This is a genomic window from Falsigemmobacter faecalis, from assembly GCF_003863335.1.
Lineage (GTDB): Bacteria > Pseudomonadota > Alphaproteobacteria > Rhodobacterales > Rhodobacteraceae > Wagnerdoeblera > Wagnerdoeblera faecalis.
Genome location: NZ_RRAZ01000025.1, coordinates 12,742 through 28,178, shown reverse-complemented (window position 1 = coordinate 28,178; position 15,437 = coordinate 12,742). Strand labels below are relative to the sequence as shown.

The 15,437-nt window shown below is 65.1% G+C and carries 16 protein-coding genes; 12 read left to right on the top strand and 4 right to left on the bottom strand.

Going from position 1 to position 15,437, the window contains the following annotated elements:
• The first annotated feature begins 15 nt into the window (after positions 1 to 15).
• The 12 genes from EG244_RS15140 (at position 16) to EG244_RS15085 (ending at position 9,362) form a co-directional block, all read left to right on the top strand.
• On the top strand, positions 16 to 450 hold the full coding sequence (locus EG244_RS15140) for a cupredoxin domain-containing protein (RefSeq protein ID WP_124965939.1): 435 nt from the start codon (positions 16 to 18) through the stop codon (positions 448 to 450).
• Positions 451 to 460: 10 nt separating this feature from the next.
• Positions 461 to 712 (top strand): PepSY domain-containing protein, encoded by a 252-nt coding sequence (locus EG244_RS15135; protein ID WP_124965937.1) that lies wholly within the window; start codon positions 461 to 463, stop codon positions 710 to 712.
• Positions 709 to 1,452 carry an ATP-binding cassette domain-containing protein gene (locus EG244_RS15130; RefSeq protein ID WP_124965935.1) on the top strand — a complete coding sequence of 248 codons (744 nt, stop codon included), beginning with the start codon at positions 709 to 711 and terminating at the stop codon, positions 1,450 to 1,452. The genes EG244_RS15135 and EG244_RS15130 overlap by 4 nt, the downstream gene beginning before the upstream one ends.
• On the top strand, positions 1,449 to 2,249 hold the full coding sequence (locus EG244_RS15125) for an ABC transporter permease (RefSeq protein WP_124965933.1): 801 nt from the start codon (positions 1,449 to 1,451) through the stop codon (positions 2,247 to 2,249). The genes EG244_RS15130 and EG244_RS15125 overlap by 4 nt, the downstream gene beginning before the upstream one ends.
• Positions 2,246 to 2,854 carry a hypothetical protein gene (locus EG244_RS15120; protein WP_233589032.1) on the top strand — a complete coding sequence of 203 codons (609 nt, stop codon included), beginning with the start codon at positions 2,246 to 2,248 and terminating at the stop codon, positions 2,852 to 2,854. Before EG244_RS15125 ends, EG244_RS15120 begins: the two co-directional genes overlap by 4 nt.
• Before the next feature lie 126 nt (positions 2,855 to 2,980).
• On the top strand, positions 2,981 to 3,676 hold the full coding sequence (locus EG244_RS15115; RefSeq protein WP_124965932.1) for a response regulator: 696 nt from the start codon (positions 2,981 to 2,983) through the stop codon (positions 3,674 to 3,676).
• A complete protein-coding gene (locus tag EG244_RS15110; RefSeq protein ID WP_199737997.1) occupies positions 3,666 to 4,859 on the top strand; it encodes an FIST N-terminal domain-containing protein in 1,194 nt (397 codons plus the stop codon). The genes EG244_RS15115 and EG244_RS15110 overlap by 11 nt, the downstream gene beginning before the upstream one ends.
• Positions 4,840 to 6,183: an ATP-binding response regulator gene (locus EG244_RS15105; protein ID WP_124965928.1), complete on the top strand. Its 1,344-nt coding sequence runs from the start codon at positions 4,840 to 4,842 to the stop codon at positions 6,181 to 6,183. Before EG244_RS15110 ends, EG244_RS15105 begins: the two co-directional genes overlap by 20 nt.
• Complete coding sequence (locus EG244_RS15100; protein ID WP_124965926.1) at positions 6,180 to 7,724, top strand: sensor histidine kinase; 1,545 nt, start codon at positions 6,180 to 6,182, stop codon at positions 7,722 to 7,724. Before EG244_RS15105 ends, EG244_RS15100 begins: the two co-directional genes overlap by 4 nt.
• The gene (locus EG244_RS15095) at positions 7,702 to 8,403 is read left to right on the top strand and encodes a response regulator transcription factor (RefSeq protein ID WP_124965924.1); all 702 of its coding nucleotides are present in this window, start codon (positions 7,702 to 7,704) and stop codon (positions 8,401 to 8,403) included. Before EG244_RS15100 ends, EG244_RS15095 begins: the two co-directional genes overlap by 23 nt.
• Positions 8,400 to 9,020: a hypothetical protein gene (locus EG244_RS15090; RefSeq protein WP_124965922.1), complete on the top strand. Its 621-nt coding sequence runs from the start codon at positions 8,400 to 8,402 to the stop codon at positions 9,018 to 9,020. The genes EG244_RS15095 and EG244_RS15090 overlap by 4 nt, the downstream gene beginning before the upstream one ends.
• Before the next feature lie 3 nt (positions 9,021 to 9,023).
• Positions 9,024 to 9,362 carry a hypothetical protein gene (locus EG244_RS15085; protein ID WP_124965920.1) on the top strand — a complete coding sequence of 113 codons (339 nt, stop codon included), beginning with the start codon at positions 9,024 to 9,026 and terminating at the stop codon, positions 9,360 to 9,362.
• Positions 9,363 to 9,516: 154 nt separating this feature from the next.
• Here the strand turns inward: EG244_RS15085 and EG244_RS15080 are convergent, their stop codons facing one another.
• From EG244_RS15080 to otsB, 4 genes are all read right to left on the bottom strand, one after another.
• On the bottom strand, positions 9,517 to 10,788 hold the full coding sequence (locus EG244_RS15080) for a mechanosensitive ion channel family protein (protein WP_199737996.1): 1,272 nt from the start codon (positions 10,786 to 10,788) through the stop codon (positions 9,517 to 9,519).
• A gap of 702 nt (positions 10,789 to 11,490) precedes the next feature.
• Positions 11,491 to 12,885 (bottom strand): alpha,alpha-trehalose-phosphate synthase (UDP-forming), encoded by a 1,395-nt coding sequence (locus EG244_RS15075; protein WP_124965918.1) that lies wholly within the window; start codon positions 12,883 to 12,885, stop codon positions 11,491 to 11,493.
• Positions 12,882 to 14,681 carry a glycoside hydrolase family 15 protein gene (locus EG244_RS15070; RefSeq protein WP_124965916.1) on the bottom strand — a complete coding sequence of 600 codons (1,800 nt, stop codon included), beginning with the start codon at positions 14,679 to 14,681 and terminating at the stop codon, positions 12,882 to 12,884. Before EG244_RS15070 ends, EG244_RS15075 begins: the two co-directional genes overlap by 4 nt.
• Complete coding sequence (otsB, locus tag EG244_RS15065) at positions 14,678 to 15,436, bottom strand: trehalose-phosphatase (RefSeq protein ID WP_158617322.1); 759 nt, start codon at positions 15,434 to 15,436, stop codon at positions 14,678 to 14,680. Before otsB ends, EG244_RS15070 begins: the two co-directional genes overlap by 4 nt.
• Position 15,437: the final 1 nt, after the last annotated feature.

Genomic DNA, 15,437 nt, shown 5'->3' with positions numbered 1-15,437 from the left:
AGGGGGGAAATTCCAATGAAAGCAGTTCTTATCGCCGCAGCACTGGTCCTTGGCGCCGGTGCCGCCACCGCTCAGCAGTTCGATTATGGTTTTGCCGGTCTGATGGGCAAAGCGAACCGGGTCACGCTGCCCTCGCTGACGCTGGCTTCGGGCAAGCCGGTCTCTGACGCGCCGATCGATCTGAAATCGGGCACCTATTACAAGATGAAGATCGTCGCCGACGGCTCGGCGGAACTCGCGCTTTCGGGCGGCGATTTCTTCCGCGCGATCTGGATCAATGAGATCGTCATTAACAAAATCGAAGTCCGGCCGATGGGTGTCCATTCGCTGGAATTTGATGCCGGTGGTGAAGCCGAGATCAGCTTCATTGCCATTTCGCCCGGCAGCTATTCGCTGTCGATCCCTGGCTCTTCGGGCGACAGCCAGAAAGCCGTCTTTAACATCCGCTGACAGGTGACCCATGCGTAAAATTCTTCTTGCCACTGCCCTGACCGCCTTCGCTTTTCCGGCCTTCGCAGATGAAAAAGCGACGGCTGAGCAGATCGCCAAAATCGATGAAGTTCTCGCGGCGATGAAATGCGAAGTCGACAGCGACAACATTGAAGTCGAAGATGACGGCAGCTTTGATCTGGATGATGTGATCTGCGCCGACGGCCAGTATGACGTCAAACTGAATGCCGACTTCACCGAGAAGGAGCGCCGGAAGGAATGATCCCCGCGCCTGCGGCTTTGTCCGCACTGGAGATCTCGGGCCTGAGCCACCGCTTCGGGCGGGTTCAGGCCCTTCGCGAGGTCTCTTTCTCGATCCCCCAGGGCGCGTTCTGCGCGCTTCTGGGGGTGAACGGGGCGGGAAAAACCACGCTCGTCTCGCTGATTACCCGGCTTTATAACTCGAATTCCGGCGAAATCGGGGTGGCGGGGCATGATCTGCGCCGCAACCCGCGCCAGGCGCTGTCAAAGCTGGGCGTGGTCTTTCAAAGCCGCGCCCTCGATGCCGATCTGACGCTGGAGCAGAACCTGAGCTATCACGCCGCCCTGCACGGCATCGCGCCCGCGAAAGCGCGGCTGCGCATCGGCGAAGTGCTGGAGCTGGTCGATCTGAGCGGTAAGCGCAAAGCCCGCGTCGCCACGCTCTCGGGCGGGCAGCAGCGCCGTGCCGAGATTGCGCGCGCGCTTTTGCACCGGCCGCAGCTTTTGCTGCTCGATGAGGCAACGGCGGGGCTGGATCTGCGCGCCCGCGGCGATCTTCTGGCGCTTGTGCGCCACCTGATCGCCGAAGAAGGCGTCAGCACCCTCTGGGCCACCCATATTTTTGAAGAATTACAGCCCGCTGACCGCGCAATTCTTTTGCATCGCGGCGCGGTTCTGGCCGATGCGACCTGCGCCGAAATTGCCGGGGACCGCACGCTGGAGCAGGCTTTTCTTGCCATGACGGGAGCCACGGCCGCATGATCTGGTGGTATGTCTTCCGCGGCATCGCGCTGCGCGAGTTTTTACGCTTCATCCGCCAGAAAGAGCGCTTCTTTGCCGCCCTGGTGCGCCCGCTGGTGTGGCTTTTCATCTTTGCCGCCGGCTTCCGCTCGGTTCTCGGGCTCTCGATCACGCCGCCTTACCGCACCTATGTGCTTTATGAGGTCTATGTGACGCCGGGGCTTTGTGGGCTGATTTTGCTCTTCGCGGGCATGCAAAGTTCGCTCTCCATGGTCTATGACCGCGAGACGGGGGCGATGCGCTCGCTTTTGGTCAGCCCGGCGCCGCGCTGGTATCTGCTGGGATCAAAACTGCTGGCCTCGGTGCTGGTTGCGCTGTTGCAGGTCTATGCGTTTTTGTTGATCGCGCGTCTTTGGGGCGTGAAGCCCGATCCCTGGGGCTGGCTGACGGTGGCCCCGGCGCTTTTGATGGCGGGGCTGATGCTGGGGGCACTCGGGCTGCTGATTTCCTCAGCGATCAAACAGCTTGAGAATTTCGCGGGCGTGATGAACTTCGTGATCTTTCCGATGTTCTTTGCTTCTTCCGCGCTTTATCCGCTCTGGCGTCTGCGGGAATCGAGCCCGCTTTTGCAGAATATTGCCTGGTTCAACCCCTTCACCCATGCGGTGGAATTGATCCGCTTTGCACTTTACGCAAAACTGAACCTTGAGGCCCTGCTGGTCACCGCAGGCTGCACCGCGGTCTTTTTTGCGCTGACACTTTTCATGTATAATCCCGCCAAGGGCCTTTGGCGGGCTGCCCGGGGGGGAAAGTCATGACCCGACTGCTGCACCTGATCCTTGCTTTGTCGATCACCGCGCTGCCCGTTCAGGCCGCCGGTCCCGTCGATCCGGACTGGCCCTGCATCCAGCGCCGCCAGCCCGCGCTTTCGGTGGCGCAGATCTGGCCCGGACCGCCTGCGGGTGCAGAGGCCGGGGCCCTGGCTGAGACACCGGCGATCCGCAGCCTTGGCGCTGAACTCGCCGCGCGGCGCACCCCGATGGAAGAGGCGCGCGCAAAGATCGAAGCCTTCGCCGCCGGTCACAGCGCCGATGAGCAGCAGGCACTTTTCCTCGCGACCTTTGCCCAGCTGCAGGCCAGCCGCGCCCGGGTGATGGAAGGCATCACCCGCTATGCCCACAAACAGGCCGGACTTGATGCCGATATCAACACGCAGCGCCGCGAGTTTGAGCGCCTGATGGAGGCCGAGCCGAAAGATTTCGACCGCATCGACAAAGCGGAAGCCGCCATCGACTGGTCCACCCGCATCTTTCTCGATCGTCAGCAGTCGCTGACCTATGTCTGCGAAACCCCGGTGATTCTGGAGCAGCGCGCCTTTGCCCTGGCACGGGTGATGGCGGCGGCGCTGAAGGCGCGGGAATGACGGGAAAATCTTCTTAGAACACCACGGTATACAGAAAGTTCTCGCTTCCTTAACGCCTTTGCGTAAACTGAACGTGCGAAGGAACAACCGGGTGGAGGCCGGCCTTCGCGCATGGAGGAGACTTTGATGAACCACCAGGCTGAGTTCAGTCAGGCGGCTGCGTCCGGCAAAGGTCCAGGCCGGTCTGTTATCCGGGATGTTCTGATTGTCGACGATCATCCGCTGATGTGTGAGGCCCTGTCGCTGACACTGGGCCATTTGTTTTCCCTCAGACGTGTGCGTCAGGCAGCAAGCCTTGCCGCGGCTGAGGCCTCGATCCGCAATGAGGGCGCTCCTGACGCTGTGGTGCTGGACCTGAACCTGCCCGATGTAGAGGGCATGGAAGGAATTTTGCATCTGCGCGGGCGTCTGGGCGCGGTGCCGCTGACGGTGATTTCCGCCGAGATCGATTCAGCGCGCGTCTCTGCTGCGATTGCGGCGGGGGCCTGCGGTTTTATCTCAAAGACGCTGCCACGCAGCGCCCTGGGCGATGCCTTTGAGCGGATGTGGCGCGGCGAGCAGGTGCTGCCCGAGGGGATGAGTGCCGCGCAGCTGGACGCTGAGCCGCCGCTTGCGCGCACCTTTGCCACGCTGACGCCGCAGCAGATGCGGATTTTGCGGCTGTTGTGCGAGGGGCGGCCCAATAAGGTTATCTCCTGGGAACTCTCCATCGCAGAGGCCACAGTGAAGACCCATATCGCGGCGATCATGAATAAGATCAACGTCAGCAACCGCACCCAGGCCGCGCTTCTGGCAAGCAAAGCAGGGCTTTTTGCACGCTGAAATGTCCGCAAAGGCCCCGTCTTTCGCGCCGCCCCTGACCCTCGCCCTGACGGGCGGGCCGCAGGAGGTGGTCACCGCCGCCCTGCCCGCACTGCAAAGCTGCGCACCGGCGCTTGTGCTGATCTTTTGTCCCCGCGGGTCTGAGGTGCGCGCGCTTTGCGCGGGGATCTCGGACCTGCTCGGGACACAGTGTCTGGTGCTGGCCTGCTCGTCCGCGGGCGGCTTTGCTTATGGCGGCTATGATGATGAAAAGACGGTGCTGATTGCCTTTCCGGCGCGGCACTTCCGGGCCGGGGCGGTCTGGCTGGAAAACCTGACCCAGACCCCGGTGATGGAATGGATGCGCGCCCTGCGTCCGCTGGAGCGGCTGGAGGGCGCGGAGGCTTTCCCCAATCATTTCGGGGTGCTGCTGATCGACGGCGCCTCCGGCCATGAAGAGCTGGTCACCGCGACCTGCGAGGCGGTGATCCCCTCGCTGATGGTGGTCGGCGGCTCGGCGGCGGACGGGCTGCGCTTTGGGCGCACGCATCTGGCCCTGCAGGGCGAAGAGCGCCAGGTCGCGGCGGTCTTTTGCCGGATCGCCACGGATTTTGCGATTGAAGAGATCATCCTCGATCACTTCACCCCCGAGGGCGATAAGATCGTCGTCACTGATGCCGATCCGGAAAACCGCATCCTGCGCGAGTTAAATGCAGAGCCGGCGGCCTTTGAATATGCCCGGCTGATCGGCGTCGCCCCCGAGGCTCTGAGCCCGGCGGTCTTTGCCGCCCATCCGCTGATTGAGACCCAGGGTGGACGGCACTTCGTGCGCGCCATTCGCGGCCGGGACGGTGCCGGGGGCCTCTCGCTGATGTCCGCCATTGAGACCGGCGCGATCCTGGGCATCGGGCGGGCGGAAAGTCTGGCCGAGCGGCTGGCCGCACGGCTGGATGCCATGCCCGCGGCCGAGATGGTGCTGGGATTTGACTGCGTGCTCCGGCGCCTCGCGGTGGAACAGGCGGGCGAAGAGGGGCGGGTCGCCGACCTCTATGCCCGCCACCGCGTCGCGGGCTTCTCGACCTATGGCGAGCAGCATGGCGGTTTCCACGTGAATCAGACCTTTGTCGGGCTGGCGTTCCGCGCCCCTGCCCGCCATGCTCCCTCACAGGACGGAGGGGACGGCGATGCATGGCAGCACCACTGATCTGGAGCTTCGCATCAGCAAGCTTGAGAAAATCAACACCACGCTGATGGACCGCCTGGTCCGCATCGGGGAAACGCGCGGGCCCGGCTGGGTGCAGACCCGCACCGCCGCAGTGCTGGAACGGGAGTTGATCGGACGCAACCGCGACCTTGAGGATGCCTTGCAGCGCCTTGCACGCATCAATGCGGAACTTGAGCAGGCCAACAGCATCGCCGATGAGGCCAACCGCGCCAAAAGCCGGTTTCTGCGCGCCGCAAGCCACGATCTTCTGCAGCCCCTCAGTGCCGCCAAGCTCTTTCTGTCGCATCTTGAGGAAACCTCTGCCGATGGAGGCCAGTGCGATCTGATCCGCACCGTCACCGCCACGCTGGATTCGGCGGGCGAACTCATTGAGGCTTTGTCGAATATCGCCCGCCTCGACAGCCGCAAATTTGAGACCAACCGGGTGCCGCTGGCCATTGACCGGCTGTTTCGCCGCCTTGAAATCGACACCCGCCCGCTGGCTGAGGCGCGCCAGGTCGATCTGCGCTTTGTTGCCTCATCGGTGACGGTGGAAAGCGATCCGGTTTATCTGCGCCAGATTGCGCAGAACCTGATCACCAATGCGCTGAAATACACCACCGGTGACCGGGTTCTGATTGGCATGCGGCGAGAGGGAGAGACCGTCTGGCTGGAGGTGCTCGACCGGGGGCCGGGGATCCATCCCCGCGATCAGGAGCGGATTTTCATTGAGTTTGAGCGGCTGTCCTGCACCAGTCAGCCCGGCACCGGCCTTGGGCTGTCCATCGTGCGGCGCGCCTGTGATCAGCTGGGCCACCGGCTGGAGCTTTCCTCAAAACCCGGGGCGGGATCGCGCTTCCGGGTGGCGCTGCCGCTGCACCGTGGCCGTCTGCAGACCGCCGAGGCCCGCCCCGATGATCCGGTCAAACAGCCCGATTACAGCGGGCAGCGCGTGCTGATCGTGGAAAACGACCCCAATATGCGTCGCGCGGTTGCCATGCTGCTGGGCGGCTGGGGGTTTGAAACCATCGGCGTGTCAGGCGTGGCTGACGCCATCGCCGCGGCCGAGGCGCGCCGCCCCGATCTGGTCGTCACCGATTACCGGCTCGACAATGGCGAGACCGGGATTGATGTGCTGCGCGACCTCTCGCCGCTCTGGCGGCGGCGTCCGCCTGCCATCATCATCAGCGCAGAAGACACCGCCTCAATCCGCCAGGAAGCGGGCACCCTTGCGCGCCGTGTGCTGCGCAAACCCTTCACCGATAAGGCTCTGCGCGAAGCGATTGAGGTCACTTTCGCTGAACGGCCGAAGGCGGGGCCGTGACTTTTGCAGCCCTGCCCTGTCGCCCCTCTCTCAGGTTCCGGCTCTGGCTCGGCGCGGTGGGCCTCAGCGTGCTGACCTTAAGCGGCGCGGGGCTGGCGGTCTTCGGGCTGACCGCGACGGAGCGGCGGGCCGAAGAAGCGCTCGCCGCGCAGACCCGTCTGGAGGCCTGGAGCAGCCTCTCGACCCGGATCAGCGAATGGATGCTGGCGCGGATGCTTCAGGGCGGCGCCCCCGGTGGCGGCGCCGCCGGTATTGAGAGCGCGCTTGACCGGCTTGAGGCGCTGACCGCCGCCGATGTGGCCGCCGCCGCCGATGAAGAAGACGCCAGCCGCCGCGCCGCAGACATCCGCCATGTCGCGCGGATGAAAAGCTTTTTCAGCCAGCTTCGCGGCCTGTCGCCAGACACCCCTGCGGGCCAGGCCGGGATTGCCTTTCACCTGACCCATGCGCCCGCCATCATTTCCAGCCGGATGGAGCATGAGACCCGCCGCCGCGATAGTGCGCTGAAGGGCCTTGAGGCCCTGCGCCGCCCGCTGCGCTTTGGCATGGCGGCCTTTGCGATCGCCGCACCGCTTTTGCTGTTTCTGCTCTGGCGCGGCACGCTGCGCCCGCTCTTTGAGGGACTGCGCCGTGTGGCGGCAGAGGCCCCGGCCCTCAGCGGCGCGGGCGGCTTTGCCGCCTCGGACCGCCATGACGAACTGGGGCTGATGTTTGCGCGGATGCGCCAGGCCTCGCGCCGCATCGCGCGCAGGCGCGCGCGGCTGGAGCGTGATCTGGCCGATCTGGAAAGCATCGTCGAGACCCGCACAACCGAACTCAGCGCCGCCAACAGCCGGCTCAGCGCGATTGATGCCGCGCGCCGCCGCTTCTTTGCGGATGTCAGCCATGAGTTGCGCACCCCCCTCACCGTGATCATGGGCGAAGCGGAACTGGGCGCGGCGACCGCAGACCCGGACCTGCGGCAGAGCTTCCACACCATTTCTGCCCGCGCCGAGCGGCTTTTTCGCCGGATTGAGGATCTGTTGCGGATCGCCCGATCTGAAAGTGGTGAGCTGGAACTGACTCTGCGCGATGTCGGCCTGTCGGAGGCCATTGAGGCCGCGCGCTCAGATGTGGCCCCGCTGCTCGCGCGGGCCTGCGTCGAGCTGACGGCTGAGCTGCCAGAGCGGCTGTATGTGCGCGCCGATCCCGACTGGCTGCGGCAGATTTTTGCGGGATTCTTTGAAAACAGCGTTAAGTTTGCAGGGAAAGGGGCCACCATCCGCATCACCGCCCGCGAAAATCAGGGCCGGGTCTTTGTTGAGGTGCGCGACAACGGCAGCGGGCCGCAGCCCGCGCCCGATGCGCCGCTGTTTGATCGTCATGCCCGCAGCGCGCCGCCCGGCGTCAGCGGCTTTGGCATCGGCCTTGCGCTGGCCCGCTGGGCGGCGCAGGCTTTTGGCGGCGATCTGCGCCGCCTGCCCGAAGCGGATGGCTTCGGGCTGGAACTGGAACTGACTGCCGCCGGAGAAAGCTCAGATGGCCCATATTCTCCTCATTGAAGATGACCCCGATATCGCCTCGCTGCTGTGCCGCGGTCTGGCCGCTGCCGGCCACAGCGCCACACATGCCGACTGCCATGCCGCGGCGCGGCGCGCGCTCTCTGAGCGGCCCTGTGATGCGGCGATCGTCGATATGATGCTTGGCGATGAAAACGGGGCCGCGATCCTCGCCGATCTGCGGGCGGCGGGGCATAAAATGCCCGCGCTGATGCTCTCAGCGCTGTCTCGGGTGGAGGAGCGCGCTGAGGGGCTGGATGCCGGGGCGCAGGATTACATCGTCAAACCCTTTCAGTTTTCTGAACTTCTGGCCCGGCTAGAGGTGCAGTTGCGCCGCCATATCCCGCAAAGCGCACCGCTGACGCTGGGCGGGCTTTCGTGGAACCCCGAGACCCGCCTTGTGCGCGGCGCGGGGCGCGATGTGGCGCTGACCGAGCGCGAGGGGGACCTGCTGTCCTGGCTCATCCGCAACAGCGGGCAGATCAGCACGCGCGGCGCGATTTTTGACGCACTCTGGGCCCCGCATGGCGGCTCAACCGACAATGTCGTCGATGTTTACATCGGCTATCTGCGCCGAAAGCTTGGAAATTTCACCGCCTATGGCCTGGTTCTGCGCACCCTGCGGGGGCGGGGCTTCGTGCTGGAACCCGCCGGACACACCCCTGAGGAGAGCGACCCATGATCCGTTTTCGGCCTTTGATGGCGGCCCTTCTGCTGAGCCTGCTGCCAGTGGGGGCGGGCGCCGAAACCTTCGGCGCGCTGGTCATGGCACCGGGCCATCTGAAGGCCCTGCCCGCGGGCGAAAGCCTGACCTTTCGCCACAGCCGCGTCCTGCCGGACGCGGCCGCAGATGCCCCGCCCCCTGCCGGGGGCTATCGCCGTCTTGGCGCGGAACCCGGGCAGGATATCCGGCTGACGGCCGCGCCTGAAGGCAAGCTGACCCTTGAGCAGGCGGGTCGGCATCTCGCGGAATTTCCCGCCTCCTCACCGCATCCGGTTCTGCTGATGTTTCTCGAAAACGTCATGCGCATCACCGCCCAGGAGACCGGCGGCAATCCGCATTACATCCGCAATCGCATGCGCCAGAGCCTGGGTGCCGCAGAGGTCTCTGAGGCGCGCCTGACGATCGCGCCCTTCGAGGGAGATCCCAACCGCAGCCGCTTTGGCGATTTTGCCGGGCTGATGATCGATATCCGCTGGCAGCCCGAGGCCCCGGATAAACTGACGCTGCTCTCAGCCACCCTGCCCGACAGACCCGAGCGTTACAGCGAGATTTTCACCTCTGAACAGGCGGAGTAAATGATGAAATACCTGAGCCTTTCGGCCCTTTTCTGTGCGATTGCCCTTCCGGCAGCGGCGCAGGTGGTGAATGATTATCCCACCGCGGCGCGGGCGGAATATGTCTTTGCCTGCATGGCCACCAACGGGCAGACCGCTGAGGCGCTGACGCGCTGTTCGTGCTCGATTGACCAGATCGCCGGCATTCTGAGCTGGGACGATTACGTCGCCGCTGAGACCGTCCTGAGGATGCGCCAGGGCGGCGGAGAGCGCGCCGCGCTCTTTCGTGGCAATCCCACCAATACTGCCATTCTCGCCGATCTGCGCCGCGCCCAGGCCGAGGCCGAGATCCTCTGTTTCTGACGCGGCCTGCCACCCCGGCAGCCGCGCCGCCCGGATAGTCCCGGGCCCGCCAGGCCCCATCAGCGCAGCCGCGCGGGGGTCATAAAGCAGCGACACCCGCCGTAAAGAAACACACGGCCGCGTATGAGTGCCAGCGCCAGGCACCGCCCCGATGTCACCGGGGGGCCGCGCGCGGGCTTTTCTGCTGCGTCAGCCGGGCCAGATCGCGCCCCGCCGGGGTCTGGAAGACCGACAGGCCGAACTCCGGCAAAACACCATAGAGATGGTCAAAGATATCCGATTGAATGGCCTCATATTCAACCCAGACCACGGTATTGCTGAAGGCATAGACCTCAATCGGCAGACCCTCGGGCCCGGGCTCCAGCTGACGCACGATCATCGTCAGATCAAGGCGCAGGTTGGGATGGGCCTTGAGATAGCTTTCCACATAGGCCCGGAAGGTGCCGATATTGGTCAGGCGGCGGCGGTTCATCCCCGCCTCTGACGGCCCCAGCTGCGCGTTCCACTCAGCAAGCTCACGGGCCTTGCGCTCCACATAGGCCCTGAGCGGCTTCATCCCGGCCAGATGCGCCACCTCATCCTCGGTCAGATAGCGGATGGTGCTCTGATCAATGTGGAGCGAGCGTTTGATGCGCCGCCCGCCGGCTTCGCGCATGGCGCGGTAGTTCTTGAAGGGCTGCGTCACCAGACTGCGGATTGGCACCGTGGTGATGGTTTTATCGAAATTCTGCACCTTCACGGTGTGAAGCGCGATTTCAAGCACATCGCCATTGGCGTTTTGTGCAGGCATCTCAATCCAGTCCCCGACCTTCAGCATATCGGTCGAGGAAATCTGCACCGCAGCCACCAGCGACAAAAGCGTGTCCTGAAACACCAGGATCAGCACCGCCGTCAGCGCACCAAGCCCCGACAGAAGGATCAGCGGAGAGCGGTCGATCACCGCCGCGATCATCAGAAGGGCCGCCACGATATAGACGATGATCGCGGTGACCTGGACATAGCCCTTGATCGAGCGGCCGTTATCGCCCTGCCGCCGCCGCCAGATCGTATGGAAAAGATCCAGCGCCGCCACGATGGCCATCGCCATGCACAGGATGATCACCGCATTGGCCACATTGCGCACCACGGTCGCAAGCGCGCCAGGCAGCCCCGGCACCATGGCAATGCCTGCATAGATCACGATGGCCGGAGCCGCATTGGCCAGCCGCGCGATCACGCCTGAACGCACCACTTCCGGCCCCTCCAGGACCTGCACCCGCTCAATCACACGGTGCAGAAGTTTGACCAGCGCGACCGGCACCACAAAGTTAACGACACCCGCCGTGGCCATCAGTGCGAACAGCCAGAAGGCCGTTCCGATCCATGGATAATCAGTGGTGATAATCCGGATAGTCTCCATCTGCTCCGTCTCTCTCTCAGTGCTCATGCCCGGCCCTGCCGGAGGGCAGGCCATAGCACGATGGAACGCGATACGGAACTTCGGCGGAAGCGAGCACCGCGCCCGCCATCCTCCCGGACGGGGGCGGACTATGGCGCGCGGTGCAGGATCCATATCAAGGCGCACTGGCGAACACCTGAGGGAGGCGATGTCACCCCCCCGGCGCAGCGGGGCTGCGGGATCGGCGGCGGGCCTGGGGGAAGAGAGATATCTGTCCCTCCGCGCGGGCGGCGTAAAGGCCGCCAGATCCGGCAACAGGCCGATCAGGACGGTCACCCGTGACCGCATCCCATTCACCGCCAGGTCGCGACGGGCAGGACGCGGGCCAACCCTGCGGGCGGGGTTGTGACGGCAAAGAGCATGAGAACGGGGCAGAACCCCGGTGGCTCAGGGCACCGCCTCAGGGCCGATCGGGCCAAACCGCAATCCTTTGGGGGGCAGCGGCTCAGCCCTCAGTTTCCCCGCTCTCCCTGCCCGGCCCCGGCGGTTTGCGCGAGGTGCCGCGGTCCGCATTGGGCGCGGCGCGGTGAGGCCCGGTCGGGTCCATCTGCTGCTGGCGCTGATCCGTCACATCCGGGGCCGCGCGGCGCGGCCGTTCAGTCCCGGTCGCGGCGGGCGTGGCTGGGTCATGCTCGGCTCCTTCGCTCTGTCGTTTTGTCCTGAACCGGGAGGAAGGCGCGATGTTCCGGCTCAGGCGGGCAGCTTTTCCAGGCCCATCTCATGGCCCTCCAGCGCGGTGAGATAGGTGCGGCACCAGTCAAAGACGGTGTTGGCGCGCAGGCTGCGCATCATGGCGGTGTGACGGCTCTGACGCTCGGGCAGCGGCATGGCAAGCGCGCGCGAGATGGCCTGGGCAATCGCTTCCTGGTCATAGGGATTGACCACAATCGCCCCATTGCCGAGTTCCTGCACCGCGCCCGCGAAGCGCGAAAGCACCAGAGCGCCGGGGTTCCCGGGATCCTGCGAGGCGACAAATTCCTTCGCCACCAGATTCATCCCGTCGCGCAGCGGGGTGACCAGGGCCACATCCGCCTGGCGGTAAAGACCCGCCAGCACATTCTGCCCGAAGGCCCGGTTCACATAGCGCAGGGGCGTCCAGTCGAGCCGCCCCCATTCGCCCGCCAGTTGCCCCGCAAGCGTGGCGATCTCGCGCTCAAGCGCCTCATATTGCTCAACATCTGAGCGCGAGCGGGGGGCGATCTGCAAAAAGGAGACCTGGCCCGCCTGATCGGGGTAATCGCTGAGATAGCGCCGGAAACCGCCGATGCGTTCCGGGATGCCCTTGGTATAATCGAGCCGGTCGACCCCGATCAGCAGGCGCTGCCCGGTCAGGCTGGCGCGCATCCGGCGCAGGGTCGGCTCTCCGGCGGCCTGGGCGGCGCGGCGCTCAAAGCCGGCGGTGTCGATGGAGATCGGAAAGGCCCCGACCCGAAAGCGACGCGTGCCGCAGACCATATCCGCCCCCTGACGCCGGGCGGGAAGCGCGCGCAGCAGACAGGCCTCAAAGTTCTGCGCATCGACCGCGGTCTGAAAGCCGATCAGATCATAGGCCGTCATCGCCTGCAAAAGCCGCTCGGCCCCCGGCAGCGCCAGAAAGACATCCGGCGAGGGCCAGGGGATATGGTGAAAATAACCGATCCGCCCGCTGATGCCGCGGGTACGCAGCTCTGAGCCGAGGGGCAGCAGGTGATAATCATGCACCCAGGTCAGATCGCCGGGACGCACCATACCCGCCAGGCGCTCCGCAAAGAGCCGGTTGACCCGGTGATAGCCCGCGCTGTCGCCCCGGGCAAATTCGGTCAGCCCCAGCCGGTAATGAAAAAGCGGCCAGAGGGCGCTGTTGGCAAAGCCCTGGTAGTATTCCGCCAGATCCCGCTCGGTCAGATCGCTGAGCGCCCAGGTGATGGCACCGTTCTGGTGCAGGGTGAAGCCGGGGTCTTCATCATCAGGGCAGGTTTTACCGGACCAGCCCATCCAGATGCCGCCCTCAGCTTCCAGAGCCGCGCGCAGGGCGACGGCCAGCCCCCCGGTGGAGGGTGCGCCCGGTTGCGGGACGCGGTTGGAGACGACGATCAGACGGCTCAAAGGACTTCCTCCCATCGGCGCGAGAGCGCCATTGCAGAATTGATGAGACCGACCATCGAATAGGTCTGCGGGAAATTCCCCCACAGCGCGCCGGTCTCAACATGCACCCCCTCAGACAACAGCCCAAGCGCGGTGCGCTGGCTCAGAATGCCTTCAAAGATCTGCCGCGCTTCCTCCTGCCGACCCACGCGGTGCAGCGCGTCGATCAGCCAGAAGGTGCAGGCGCTGAAGGCGGTTTCCGGGGCCCCGAAATCATCGGGACGCCGGTAGCGGTAGACGTGATCGCCAAAGCGCAGATCCTGCTCGACCGCCGCCAGCGTGGCGAGAAAGCGCGGATCATCGGGGCGCAGAAACCCGGTCTGGGCCATCAGAAGAAGGCTGGCGTCCAGATCCTCCCCCCCGAACTCTGAGACAAAAGACCCCCGCTCTTTGTTCCAGGCCCCGTGCAAAATGGCCTCGCGGATCTCATGGGCCTCCGCCGCCCAGCGGTCCGCCTCGGGCGTCAGGTTCAGATGACGGGCGATCTTTGCCAGCCGGTCGCAGCCCGCCCAGCACATCAGCGCGGAATGGGTATGCACGGCGCTGCGGGTGCGGAATTCCCAAAGGCCCGCATCCGGCTCATTCCAGCGCCGCCGCGCCTCGTCGCCGATCTGTTCCATGCGGCGAAACAGATCCACGCCGCCGAGATTGGGCAGCCGCTCATCAAAGAAGGCCTGGGTCACCGCCATGATCACCGAGCCATAGCCGTCATTTTGCACCTGCGTATAAGCCGCATTGCCCCGCCGCACCGGACCCGAGCCGCGATAGCCCGCAAGATCGGGCATCAGCTCCTCCAGCGGCTCCCGCTCTCCGCCGAGGCCAAAGAGCGGCTGCAGCACGCCATCGGGCGATCCGGCCGCCACATTGGAGACATAGAGCAGGTAGTTCTCCATGGTGCGGGTCGCATTGAGGCTGTTGAGCGCCTGGACGGTGAAATAGCTGTCGCGCAGCCAGCAAAAACGGTAATCCCAGGTCCGGCCCGAGCCGTCATATTCCGGGATCGAGGTGGTGATTGCCGCCATGATCGCGCCGGTGTCCTCATAAGAACAAAGCTTCAGCGTGATCGCAGATCGGATCACCACCTGCTGGTAATCCGGCGGCAGCGCCAGAGAGCGCACCCAGTCCTGCCAATAGCCCCTGGTGCGGCGCAGAAAATGCTGCGCGACGACCAGGGCATCATCGCTGAGCCCCTCATCGGGGCCAAAGAGAAAGGCCATCGGCCGCCCGACCAGAAAGGGCGTCTCCGAGAGCACATAATCCAGCGGCGCATCGGTGCTGAGGCGCAGAACCTGGCTGCCCAGATCATAGCGGATGTGATTGCTGCCCGCCGTTCGGGTGGCAGGATGCGCGCCATAGCCATACCGCGGCCGCAGCCGCATCTGCAGCCGCGGCGTGCCCGAGACCGGCTCCACGATCCGCACCAGCGTGCGGCCGCGAAAGGTCCGGCCCTCATTTTTGTAGCGCGGCATAAAATCGAGCAGGCGCAGGCAATTGCCCTCGGCATCATGGAGCAGCGTCTCAACAATCGGGGTGTTGCGCAGATAGCGCTGCTCTGATCGGGTCTGCCCGGTCAGGCGGATCTGCCATTCGCCCTCAGGCGGGCCCGAAACCGGGTTCAGCAACCCGCAAAAGACCGGATCCCCGTCCATGCGCGGCGCGCACATAAAGGTCACTGCCCCTTCCGAAGAGATCAGCGCGGCCCCCGCCGCATTGCCGATGAGGGCAAGGTTCAGATCCGTATCACCCGGCCCCGTCATCCGGCCACCTGCTGCAGCAGGCTGCGAAACGCCGCAGGGCCCGGCAGTCCGAAGGAGGCAAGGCAGTCAGGCCCCGCAGACCCGATGCGCAGCGACAGCCCGCCGCGGGGGTTCACCTCAGAAAACATCGCCTCATCGGTCAGATCATCGCCCGCCGCAAAGGGAATGCGCCCGGCGAAAGGCGGCTCACGCATCAGACGGGCCAGCGCCTTACCCTTACCGGCGGTGGCGGGACACAGCTCAACCACCATATGACCGGGGCGCAGCTGAAACCCCGCACCCGATTGTACCAGCCCCTCACGCATCAGCGCCTCAACGCGGGGCTTTGCGGCCGGAGCGAGGCGGTAATGCAGCGCAAGGGCCGCCCCCTTGTCCTCAAAGATCACGCCGGGAGTGTCTTCGGCAAAGCGCCGCAGCCGCCCGGCGACAATGTCTGAGGGGCGGTGCGGGATCAGCCCCGGGCGCTCAGCGCCGTGCAGACCGAGGATGGTCAGCCCCTCAACCCCAAGCAGATCCTCAGCAAAACGCCGCTGTCGGCCGGTAATAATGGCCAAGGCCCCCTCACTGCGGTCGCGCAGACGGTCCAGAAGCGCGCTCAGCCCCGGGGGGCAGGTGACGGCATCGGGGCGCGGGGCGAGGTCGATCAGCGTGCCGTCGAGGTCAAAAAACCAGGCCAGGCGGGCGGGATCGGGAAGGTCGGCTGCCCGCAAAAGCGGACGCAGCGACGCGGGGTCGGGATCAGATATCTGCAGCATG